Source organism: Paenibacillus germinis (assembly GCF_013141785.1).
Classification (GTDB): domain Bacteria; phylum Bacillota; class Bacilli; order Paenibacillales; family NBRC-103111; genus Paenibacillus_E; species Paenibacillus_E phytorum.
This window is the reverse complement of sequence record NZ_WHOC01000089.1, coordinates 1-11,681: the sequence shown is the minus strand read 5'-3', so window position 1 is coordinate 11,681 and position 11,681 is coordinate 1. Positions and strand designations below refer to the sequence as shown.

At 45.6% G+C, this 11,681-nt stretch carries 9 protein-coding genes; 8 read left to right on the top strand and 1 reads right to left on the bottom strand.

Annotated elements, in window-relative coordinates; genetic code table 11:
* The first annotated feature begins 34 nt into the window (after nucleotides 1–34).
* From GC102_RS17895 to GC102_RS17885, 3 genes are read left to right on the top strand one after another with little or no spacing between them, the layout of a single operon-like run.
* Complete coding sequence (locus GC102_RS17895; protein WP_171690750.1) at nucleotides 35–1,162, top strand: amidohydrolase family protein; 1,128 nt, start codon at nucleotides 35–37, stop codon at nucleotides 1,160–1,162.
* Entirely contained in the window at nucleotides 1,162–1,536 is a 375-nt protein-coding gene (locus GC102_RS17890) for a Rieske (2Fe-2S) protein (protein WP_171690749.1), read from the top strand. The genes GC102_RS17895 and GC102_RS17890 overlap by 1 nt, the downstream gene beginning before the upstream one ends.
* A 35-nt stretch (nucleotides 1,537–1,571) precedes the next feature.
* The gene (locus GC102_RS17885; RefSeq protein ID WP_171690748.1) at nucleotides 1,572–2,447 is read left to right on the top strand and encodes an AraC family transcriptional regulator; all 876 of its coding nucleotides are present in this window, start codon (nucleotides 1,572–1,574) and stop codon (nucleotides 2,445–2,447) included.
* Between the two features lie 137 nt (nucleotides 2,448–2,584).
* Here the strand turns inward: GC102_RS17885 and GC102_RS17880 are convergent, their stop codons facing one another.
* Nucleotides 2,585–3,430, bottom strand: a complete 846-nt coding sequence (locus GC102_RS17880) for an AraC family transcriptional regulator (protein WP_171690747.1) — start codon at nucleotides 3,428–3,430, stop codon at nucleotides 2,585–2,587.
* A 176-nt stretch (nucleotides 3,431–3,606) separates the two neighbouring features.
* Here GC102_RS17880 and GC102_RS17875 point away from each other — a divergent pair, with 176 nt between their 5' ends.
* From GC102_RS17875 to GC102_RS17855, 5 genes are all read left to right on the top strand, one after another.
* Nucleotides 3,607–5,091: a tagaturonate epimerase family protein gene (locus GC102_RS17875; protein ID WP_171690746.1), complete on the top strand. Its 1,485-nt coding sequence runs from the start codon at nucleotides 3,607–3,609 to the stop codon at nucleotides 5,089–5,091.
* Between the two features lie 168 nt (nucleotides 5,092–5,259).
* The gene (locus GC102_RS17870; protein ID WP_171690745.1) at nucleotides 5,260–6,660 is read left to right on the top strand and encodes an extracellular solute-binding protein; all 1,401 of its coding nucleotides are present in this window, start codon (nucleotides 5,260–5,262) and stop codon (nucleotides 6,658–6,660) included.
* Nucleotides 6,661–6,848: 188 nt separating this feature from the next.
* On the top strand, nucleotides 6,849–7,910 hold the full coding sequence (locus tag GC102_RS17865) for an SGNH/GDSL hydrolase family protein (RefSeq protein WP_171690744.1): 1,062 nt from the start codon (nucleotides 6,849–6,851) through the stop codon (nucleotides 7,908–7,910).
* Nucleotides 7,911–7,922: 12 nt separating this feature from the next.
* The gene (locus GC102_RS17860) at nucleotides 7,923–9,485 is read left to right on the top strand and encodes an extracellular solute-binding protein (protein WP_171690743.1); all 1,563 of its coding nucleotides are present in this window, start codon (nucleotides 7,923–7,925) and stop codon (nucleotides 9,483–9,485) included.
* A gap of 24 nt (nucleotides 9,486–9,509) precedes the next feature.
* Nucleotides 9,510–11,612 carry an alpha/beta hydrolase gene (locus GC102_RS17855; RefSeq protein WP_246320978.1) on the top strand — a complete coding sequence of 701 codons (2,103 nt, stop codon included), beginning with the start codon at nucleotides 9,510–9,512 and terminating at the stop codon, nucleotides 11,610–11,612.
* The last annotated feature ends 69 nt before the right edge of the window (nucleotides 11,613–11,681 follow it).

Below are 11,681 nucleotides of genomic sequence, written 5' to 3'. Positions count from 1 at the left end.
GCTATCCAATGTGAAACTTTGGAGGGGTAATCATATGCAGACTACAAATACCGACACGAAGTTACCGGCGGACAAACGCCCGAAGCTGAAACGATCGATTATTGATTGCGACATTCATCAAAGTACGGGAATTGATATCTTAAAGCCGTATTTACCACGAGCTTATCAGGAGTTAGTGAAGTTATACGGGCTTGCTCTGCCAAGCGGCATGCATTTTAATGGAGGGTTAGGCGGCCGAATGGTCGATGCGTTCCCAGAAGAAGGGGGCTCTGCTGGCAGTGATCTGGATTTGATGCGGAAGCAGCATCTGGATCGCTACAATATTGAATACGGCATCTTGACCGGTGAAGGATATGCCGTGCACACTACCATCAATTATGATTATGCTGCGGCACTTTGCAGCGCGATTAATGATTGTACGATTGACCATTGGCTCTCACGAGACAGTAGGCTGAGAGGCTCGGTGTTTATTCCGAAACAGGAGCCCAATCTTTCGGCTAAAGAAATTGACCGTGTCGGAGGACGATCCGATATGGTGCAAGTCATCGTGTCGAACGGAGCCACGCTTCCTTACGGAAATCGCTATTATGATCCGATTTATGCAGCATGCGTTCGCCATAACTTACCATTCACTATTCATGTCGGATTGGAAGGCGAAGGCATCAATAGTCCTCCTACAGGGGCAGGTTATGTGACTCACTACATTGAGACACGCTGTGCGCGTCCGGCGGTGATGGCCGCACATTTGGCCAGTTTCATCTTCGAAGGGGTATTCGAGCGTTTTCCCACGTTGAAGGTCGTCTTACAGGAGTCCGGCGTACTCTGGCTTGCCCCTTACTTGTGGAAGCTTGACCAAGAGTGGAAAGGGCTGCGTGTACAAACACCGTGGGTCCGCAAAAAACCGAGTGAGTATTTCCGCGAGCATGTCCGTGTTACCACACAGCCGATTGAGGAGACGCCAAGCCGTGAGATATTCGATCATCTGCTTGAGAGTATCTATGCCAAAGAGACGTTGATGTTTTGCAGTGATTACCCGCATTGGGATTATGATTCACCGAGTCAAGCTCTTCCCAAGCTAGCTAATGAGCTGTGGGATAACATTTATTATCAGAATGCAGCAAAGCTATACGGTCTGCCTCCACGCAGAAAGGAGGGACTTTAATGAAGAAGCATATTGTAGCAATCGTAGGGGATATTCCACCCGGCACCCATAAAATTGTGGAGGTAGAAGGGCGCAGTGTTGGTATTTACAATATCAATGGGGGATTTCATGCGCTGCGCAACATTTGCCCGCATCAGGGAGCAGAACTGTGCAAAGGGATGGTAACAGCAGCCGTCGTCTCCTCGGGGCCCGGTGACTTTCAGTTCGAGAGGGAAGGCGAAATCGTGCGCTGTCCATGGCATCAATGGGAATTTGACATCCAGACAGGCTGCATGATCATCGACTCATCCATGCGCACGAAAACGTATGATGTAACGGTGGAGAAATTCGGAGTCTCGATTGATAACGACTATGTTCTGATTCATATGCAATAGAGTAAAAACCTTTCTCAAATGGGATGGTGTTAGGGATGCAGGAGACTGCAAACGAATTTTTCGAATCGAAGCTATTTATTCCTGACGAATTTGCCCGAAGAGGTGGAGTCTGGCCGCTTCGTCTCGGACGAAATATAGCTAAGCCTAATTATCAATCAGGGCCTGTTGTCCTCGAGTATTACAATATGCATTTTATCATGGAGGGGAAGGTTGAGTTCACCTTTGACAAGGAGAATATCGTGCTGTCCAAGGGCGATGCGTTCAGTATGTTTCCAGGTAGTACTTTCCGTTATCGCCTTGCCCCAAGTGAAACACCTTTGCAGATGATTTGGATTTCCATGGACGGCGCGCAAGCATCCGATCTATTTGCTTCGGCTGGTTTTAGCAAGTTGTCTCCTTACCTGTTTGGAGTGATGTCTAAAGAGTTGGAAGTCACGCTTCGTCAACTGTTCCTTTCTAAGAAGTACGATCTAAAGCGCCATACTGAGTTATGTTCCATCATCTATCGGGTGTTTAGTCTTATGATTCCTTTAGACGAATCCGACAAGCATAAACAAGGCAGAGAAAATTGGATTTCCAGAAGCGTCGATTACATGGATACCCACTATATGGAGAAAATTTCAGTACGAGATGTTGCGGATTATCTGTCCGTTCATCGGGCATATTTCTCCAAGCTATTTTCTGGGCAGATGGGGATATCCCCTGTACACTATTTGCAAAAGCTGCGCATGAACAAAGCAGAGGAGCTGCTTAAATCGAGTTATACGATCAGTGAAATTTCGTTGATGCTCGGCTACTCTGATCCTTACGCCTTTACGCATGCTTTCCGTAATTATCATGGTACCCCTCCAGGAAATTGGCGGAGGTCAATGCACGGAGAAGCTAGAAAAGTGATTAGTGAGCAATTGTGAAAGAAGGGACAAGTGCGAGTTTCGCATCTTGTCCCTTCTTTTTTAACGTGCAGGCGAGAAATTGGCAACCTGTTTGAGGATGACTTCGATTGGTTCCAGTGTCTCGGTTCCAAGCTCAATGTCAACGGCTTTCACACTTAAGTAACCGCCGATTGCCGATAGCGAAGAGGTGTCGTTTTGGTCATTTGACGGAAAACACGTCCGAACTGCACAAGTGAACCGAAGCCTACCTGCTCAGCGATCAAAATCACTTTTAGTTTCGTAGTTGTCAGCAGTCGCTGCGCTTCTTGCACACGAACGAGATTCACATATTCAACAAGTGAAAATCCAGTGATTTCCTTGAACATCCGGCTTAAATAGGCCGGGCTGATTTCGAATCGCTCAGACAGCTCTTCCAGACGGATTGGTTCAGGATAATGAATATTGATAAATCTCACGATGGTGGAAATTTTCCGATGCAGAGGGGAAACGTGTTCGGGAGATGTGGACGGATGCATAAGGACGAAACGTGCCGTGAATAGCAGAAGCTCAGTTAAATATTGCCGCAATGCGAAAGTTTGCCCAAGCTGCGGCTCCTTCGCTTCATGAATCAATTTACCAAGAATGTCTTCGACCAACCGGCGAGTAGGCAAATCCAGTCGCAAAACGGGCGTAGCATACGTGAAAGCATCGAGAAGAAATGGAGCATCCTCTTTGGTATTCGCTAAAAAGCTGTCATCGAAATTAATCACTACACGCGCATGTCCTAAGTTGTCAGAGTCTGATGTCGCATGAAGCTCACGCCGATTAATGAGCACAAGGTCTCCAGGAAGAATGAGATATGAACGATCACGAATGAAGTACATACGCTCACCTTCGTACAAATAGTAAAGCTCGTACATGTCATGCATGTGTTGAGTCCTCTCGAAGGAACCAGAACGATGAATATGTTGGATATAAAATGGGCCTTCTTCTTCATTGCCGAAGGTGACAGTTCGTGACATAGGTAGGACTCCTTTGGTTCTCTATGATTATTTGAAGTATAGCATGATTTTTGTGAAAAATATGAATAGTTTTAACGAAAAATAAGAAGAGATGATGAGAAAGTTTTCGTACCTTGCGATATGATTAAGCTATGAGAAATGAGTAAACGCTTGCAAAACAAGGGAGGATTTACACAATGAAACAGCTTATCGAAGCTATTAAATCAGGAAATATAACAACATTTACTTCACCCGATGTGAAAGTGTATGTATCATCCTATACGCAAGTAGGTAACACTTCTCTTCTAATGGTGCGAACAGCGGCAGGTAAGAAGCTTATCGCCGCAGGCGAGGGAGAACTATACGACCAACTCATTGGGGAAAACGTGGACGGCGGCAAAGTGGCTTCGTTATCTCACGAAAACCGTCTAACACTTAATCAATTCCTTCCATATACGGCTCCACAAGCATTTGGTACACAAGTAGCTACAATGGGTTTAGGGGATCGACTTGGGATTGCAAGCCCTGGACATATTCAAACGATTCGCGGCAAAGAGATTCGCCCTGTACTTGCACAGCAAAGTATTCGTGAACTCGCGCTAACAGGACGAACGTATGAGGATGTTTTGGACGCGGCTGCTTATGCTGTATTCCAAGAGGGCTACAAAGATGGGTATGGCGCAGACGGAGATCATTTGAAGAAAGAAGAAGACATCGAGTATGCGCTGCGTCTTGGTTTTACGATGCTGACACTGGATTGCTCGGAAAATATCGACAATACCATTGAATCTATGTCCGAAGCTGAAATCGCTGCAAAATATGAACAGCTGCCAGCTAGCTTGCGTAATCATTATGAAAAGCGTTACCTAGAGACAGCAGCTAATGTTCCTGGAGCAACGCTTAACTATACACGTCAAGCTTTACAGAAAGATGTCCTGATCTACGACGCAGCGATTAATTTCATGGAAGCTATCTTCCGTAAGTATATCGCGACGCTTGATCGCGCTGTCGATTTTGAAATCTCTATCGATGAAACGGCTACACCGACATCTCCAGAAGCACACTACTTGGTAGCTAACGAGCTTCGCGATCGCGGGGTTACAATTTTCAGTATGGCTCCGCGCTTCTGTGGTGAATTCCAGAAAGGAATTGACTATATCGGTGATATCGCTCAGTTTGAACGTGAATTAGCTAGCCATGCCGCGATTGCTGTGCATTTCGAATACAAGCTTAGCATCCATTCCGGCAGCGATAAATTCAGCGTATTCCCGCTCATCGGACAGTACACGAACGGCCTATTCCATATCAAAACAGCAGGAACGAACTGGCTCGAAGCGGTACGCGTCGTAGCGAAGGTTTATCCATCTCTATACCGCCGCATGCATCAGTATGCGCTTGATCATTTTGCAGAAGCAACGGCCTATTACCATGTTACGACAGACATCGGGGCTATCGCTCCACTTGCTGAGGTGACGGATGCTGGTCTGCCGGATTATATGGAAGAAAACAATGCTCGCCAACTGCTGCACATCACGTACGGCTTGCTTCTGCAAGCGAAGAATGCGGATGGCAGCAAACAATTTGCGGATGAATTCTTCCAAACGCTGGCTGAGCAAGAAGACACCTTCGCAGAAGGTCTCCGCTATCATATTGGCAGACATTTAGAGCTACTGGGTAAATAATTATAGAGTCGATCTCCAGATGAGGAGGTCGGCTTTTTATTTGGTGAGTTGTTAGGGAAGATGCCGTTAATCGGAGTGAGACATATTCGTCCATCGCTTGTAGACCCGTAAGGATTTAAGTATGATTAAACAAGTGAGTGTTAGACAGTAAGATAGTGAGGTAGCTGCATGCAAAAGAGATTAAGCCGCAAACATTTTCGGGTTCGGCTGGAAGATATGATTGTTACGCTGCGTCAAGAAATCTTGTCTGGTAAAGCGGCTATCGGCAGCTACTTGCCTTCCGAAAGTGATCTGGAAAAGCGATTCGAGCTCAGCAATGCATCCGTTCGCAACGGTCTGAAAGTTCTCGTAGAGGAAGGATTTATTGAGAAAATTGCCAGGGTAGGAAATAGGATAATAAGTCCCTCTTCCGAGCAAAAGACGGTTATCAAATTTGGTTATGTCCATTCATTTGCTGGACTTGTCGAGATGGAAGAGCTGCTGGAAGAGTTCGCTAAGCAATATCCGCATATCGTTGTCCATCCGATAGAACTGCCTTCGGGCAGCTACTCCAAGTCATTGAAGCAATATATGGAAGCGGAGCTCCTCGATTGTGTAATGATTAATAATAATAATTTTCAGGATTTCGTGGAAAATGACTGTACCCATTTATTGGAGCCGATCGAGCAAATGGATGATTTGTATCCGTTTTTGACGGAACCGTTTCAACAAGGAGGTCACACGCTCGTTCGTCCGTTTAATTATTCGCCTGTCGTTTTGTGCTATAACAAAAAGCATTTCGAGCAGTCCCAAGTTCCACTGCCGGATAGCAGTTGGGCATGGCGTGATCTTTTTACATATGGTCAACAATTATCTGTGAAGAATGAACGGTTTGGCTTTTATTTTTATTTGCCCTCCCGTAACCGCTGGCCGATCTTCATGCTGCAGAGTGGAACGAGCTTTCAAACCGATGACAGCGGAAACTACCGATTGCATGGAAGCAAAATCATAGAAAGTTTAGAAGCATGCAGAGATCTGCTGGATGTATTTCCAAGAATTCTTTCGGAAAGCAATGCCGATGCGGAAGCGCTTTTTCTGGAAGAAAAAGTTTCAGTTATTATGACAACCTATTTTTTCTTAAATCAGCTTCGAGATTCTAATATTCCCTTCGAGGTTTCCCCATTGCCAGGTTTGCAGGATTCGAGTACGCTGCTCATTATTAATGGACTGGCTGTTAACAGCCGGTCTTCTAACAAAGAGGCAGCAAAGCTGCTGGTCGACTTTCTGACCTCCTACGAGATTCAATTACTGCTTCGCCGCAAAACGTTGAATATTACCGCTCATCGACGTGCTATGGAGTGGGAGGGAGAGGAGTCAGGGTATCGTCCATCTAGATTTTTTTTATACAGGGACATATTCCCGACATTCCGGCTAATTACGGAATTGGGCCTCAGCAATTACCAATTAAAAAGCATCCAGCGTGATATTATGTTATTTTTATCGGGTCTGCAAAATAGTGCAGCGCTTAGCTCCAGATTGGAACAATTGTTGATCGAAGCTAAAGAAAGCAACATCATTCATTCCTCCTAATGGTTTTTCATAGGTAAACACAGGTGCAGGCTCATCCAAAGAGCTTGTGCTTTTTTTATTTCCACCCCATAAAATCACAAGTCGAACCAAAGAAAACCATATTGGCTGCGCTTACATTGATGATATCATAAATATATGAGTTAGATACGAGTCAGAAACAAAGTGAAATGATAGGCGGGGTGACTAACATGCAGCATAATGGTGTTTATTTTCACAATGTCACGGAACTTGAACAGCTGCCATACCTGCCAGGACTTCGATTACACCGGTTTCCGAAGCAGGTTCGTCACAGTTTAACGGAGAAGGGCAGAACGAAGGCGGTGCAGTCGAACGGCTGCGAGCTTCGATTTGTTACAGAAGCGAAGTATGTACAAGTGGTGCTGGCTTCGCAGGATACGAGCGGTAAAGTGCTGGTGTTCAAAGGCGACTTTTTCCATTCTTCTCATCAGTTAGAGCCGGCGGTTGCAACAACCATCCAGCTGGAAGAGCCAGAAAGGTTTGCTCAAGTAATCCCGGAGAAACTGAACAATAGGGCGTTCTCTTCTAATGTATGGCGCATTTTCTTTGAACGGTTTAGCGCTGTATTCTATGATATTGATGCGTTCGGGTTTGAAGTGAGGCCTCCTCATAAGCATGAGATGCCTCAGTTGACACTTCTAGCTTACGGCTCATCGATAACGCAAGGGGCAGGAGCTTTAAGCCATTACAACGGCTATATACAGCAAGCTGCCCGACGTCTAGAAATTGATGCATGTAACTTGGGACTTAGCGGATCCTGCTTTTGCGAAAAAGAGTTGTCAGATCATATTGCGGAACGCAATGACTGGGATATGGTCTATCTTGAGATCGGTGTCAACATGCGAGCGGTAGTTTCTACGGAGGAATTTGAACAACGCTCATCTTATTTACTGGACCGTATCATTGAACGGCATCCGGAGAAGCCTGTATTTCTGACCTATATTTATCCAAATCGGGCTACGTATTTCAGTGATTATAACCATGATTACAGCGAGGCTGAAAGACGCTATAACGAAATCTTAGCGCAATATACGGCAAATAGAAGCCACCCTTTCCTGCACTTGTTGGACGGGAGCAAGATCGTGGATGACTTTACTTCGTTGACTAGCGATCTCATTCATCCTTCTGATTATGGCCATATTCGAATGGGGGAGAAGTTGGCAGGCTTCATGCTTCCAACTGTAAATAAGCTGCGAGAACGGCAAGTGAAACATGGCGTTATTTCCAAATAGGAGGAGATTGATATGAGAAAGAAGTGGCTTTTATCCATAATCAGTGCATCTTTGCTTGCCACAACCGCAGCAGGATGCTCGCAGGCAGGGAAACAGGAAACGGCAACCGCAGGCAAGCCTGAGGGTGGGAAGGCGGCCTTCTCGATATCCTTCCGGTCCGGGAATATTTCGTATGCGGAAAATCACCCGAACATTAACGAAGAGAAATGGGTAAAGAAGCTGGAGGAGCTAACGAATACAGATTTGGACATTCGCTTAATGTCTCACAAAGAATTCGATCAAAAGATGATCCAGATGTTCGCCATCCATGATATACCCGATGTTGTTCAGGCGAGCTCGGGCTTGACGAATCCGCAATTGGCAGGGTCGGTGCAGGCTGGTGTATTTCTACCTCTAAACGATTTATTAGAAAAGCACGGCAAGAACCTTTTGAAAAAAATACCGAAAGAAGCATGGGAAAAAGAAACGGACGCCAAAGGGAATATCTACGCGATACCAGAGTGGTTATCGAATCCGTCCAGAAGAGCGACTTGGATCCGTACAGATTTATTAGAAAAAACAGGCCTGCCAGAGCCCAAAACGGTTGATGATTACCTCAACGTTATGCGTGCGTTCAAGAAACTAGGTGTTGAGAATCCATATATGGGACGAGAAGATTTCGTGTATGCGGATGCTTTCTTCGGGGCTTATGATGTTTTCGGTAACTTCTTTATGAAGCAGGGTGATCAAATCGTTCCTAAGTTCTTTAATGTAGAAAATATGCAAAAGGCCATTCAAACCTATAAAACGATGGTGGATGAAGGCTTGATGAATAAAGAGTTTGAAACCATCAATCCGACCAAGTTCAAAAACGATATTTTAGCCGGAAAAGCAGGGATATGGAACATGAATGCCAACTTGTTGATTCAATGGGATCAGCAGTTGAGAGAAAACGTGGCAACCGGGAAGATGAAATTGATTTCATCTCCAACTGGACCTGACGGCAAGGGCGGATTGCGGCTTGTCGGTAACGTGACTAGAGCTTATTTGATTAATAAAAGTGCAAAGGATCCAGCGGGTATCATTAAATTTTTCGATTGGATGGTTAGTGACGAGGCAGAGAAATTTTTTACCTTTGGTATTAAAGGTGAGAATTACACGGAAGAGAATGGCAAACTCAATTATAAAGCGCCAACGAACGCTAAGGATGTAGATGAGGAGACTTATAGACAAATTTTACTCTGGTTAGTTCAGGATACGACTTATAACAAAGGAACTTTGAGTCTTACGCCTGAGGGGCAAGATCTGATGAAACTGTATGATACAGTGTTGGCCAAAGAAGGACGTGACGGTATCCAGTTCGATCCTCAGCTGAAGGGATATTTGAAGAATCCTGATCTTGCGCCAACGGGAGATAAGCTTCCGCCTGTTATTCTTACTCATGTTTTGAAAATGGTTTATGGAAAGGAACCGATCTCTGACTATCCGAAAGTTTTAGAAGAGTGGAAGCAAAAAGGCGGCAATGATGTCATCAAAGAAGCTACGGAAAGATTTAACAAAAATGATGGCGTTAATCTATCGAGAACGAAGAACTGATAACTAGGAAAGCGAGGGAGATAAATGAAGTACTTTCTGCGAAGTATTGAGATACGTATAGCTCTATGTATCATGCTGTTGTTGACCGTTGTTTCACCAATATTTGAAATGAAATCGCTTTCGGCTGACCCGGTAGACACACAGCTCTTTTATGACAGCTTTGAATATGGTAACGGCGTTGCAGTCCCAACAACTTCGCCATCCCAGTGGTCACAAGAAGGTCTGAATGGAAGTTTGGTGAAGACGACAACTAGCGGCATGCATTCAGGTACCTATGGTATAAAAATAGATGCCACTGATTCGCTAAGCCTACGTCTTAGTACGGTTGGATACCAAAATATTCAGTTGAGTTACTGGTACAAATCAAGTGTTACAGCAGGTAGCGTAAAGGTGGAGTATTCCGCAAACGGAGGTTCCGATTGGTTTGCTTTGGATCCCATTAATAAAGCGCAGGGCTCTTTCGCACAAAGAATGTACACCATTACGGCAGCAACGTACACACCTATTGATAATCTTCCGGATGTTAGAGTGAGATTCAGCGTGGACTCAGCACTAACAGGCAACATCTATATCGATGATGTGGTAGTTAGTGGTACAGCTATTTCCAGTACACCGGAAGAGCCTTCAACCCCACAGCCCGTAGGACCGGAAATCGAATTTTTCTCCGACAATTTCGATGATCCTGATAATTACGGTTCAGAGGGCAGTGTATCCATACCGTCCCCTTGGTTACAGGAAGGTGCTGTGGGAAGCGCCGCCAAAACTTCAACGTCAACGAGTGCTCCATCGCTACCCAATTTTGTCAAAATTGATTCTAACGATGCACTAGCTTTACCGCTCAATACGACTGGATATGGAAACATTAAGCTGAGCTATTTTACAAGAGCATCCTCTTATATTAGCGGAAGTATGGTTGTGGAGTGGTCAGGGAACGGAGGAAGCAGTTGGACGACTTTAGAAGAATTCAAGCTAACCCAAGGCACTGCTGAGCAAAAAAACAACGAATCCAACAAACTGAAAACGTGGACATTAGGAGCGGATGCCAACAACAACGCTAACCTTAAGATAAGATTCAGAGTGGGAGATCCTATGCAGGCGAATATGTACATGGACAGTGTATCAATTGCAGGGCAAGCTATTCCGGGGATCCCGCCTGCTGTCACACCGGTACCCGCACCTCCACCATCCACGGACCCGGTACCTTTTCCCGTACCAGATGGTGTTACTTTGTATGAAGATGTTGAAATAGGAACAGCGGGCAACCGCCCCCTATATACGTCGATTGCAGTGCCCGAAACTTTGCCTGCTGCTCCATTGCCTGTCGTAGTTTATATTCATGGTGGAGGCTGGAATCACGGGGACAGGAAACAAGCGCTAGCTAACATATGCGGATATGTGACCAAGAGAGGATATATCGGCGTTTCGCTAGACTACCGCCTCACTCCTGAAGCGCCTTATCCGGCCCAGATTCAGGATGTGAAACTGGCCATTCGCTATTTGCGAGCACATGCCGCTGAGTATCATATTGATCCTGACCGTATCGGTGTATGGGGCTCTTCGGCGGGAGGCCATCTTGCTTCGCTGCTCGGTACTTCAGGGGATCTCTTAACGAGTGATCAGGTGGTTCTCGATAATGAAAATACGGTAAATGTGCCAGATCTGGAAGGCTTAGGAGGCTGGCATGAATATTCAGATAAAGTGCAAGCAGTGGCTGACTGGTTTGGGCCTGCTGATTTCACAACTGCTTTTGCGAATAATTATAGCTCTGTAACAGCGCTTCTAGGCGGGAACCAAGCCTTCATGGTGCCAGATCAGGCAAGACTCGCCATGCCCGGTACGTATGCCTCTCCGGATGATCCGCCTTTCTGGATCCGGCACGGGGACGCGGATTCTACGATTCCCTATACAGATAGCGTTACATTTGCCAATCAACTAACAGCCGCGGGTGTTCCTGTTGTTGACTTCAAAGCTGTCCCTGGGCAGGGCCACGGGTTCACAGGAACAGCATCAGAAACAGCCAATGCGGAGGCATGGGCATTCATGGATCAGTATGTTAAGAATAGAACCGTGACAGAACACATTTTATACAAAAATGGTTACGACCCGGGCGGATCCAATGGATCCTAATCCCCCTGGCCCGGCGCCGCATATCAGCACTATCCCTTTTTCTAAGTAAAATAGGTGAGAATGTTGTAG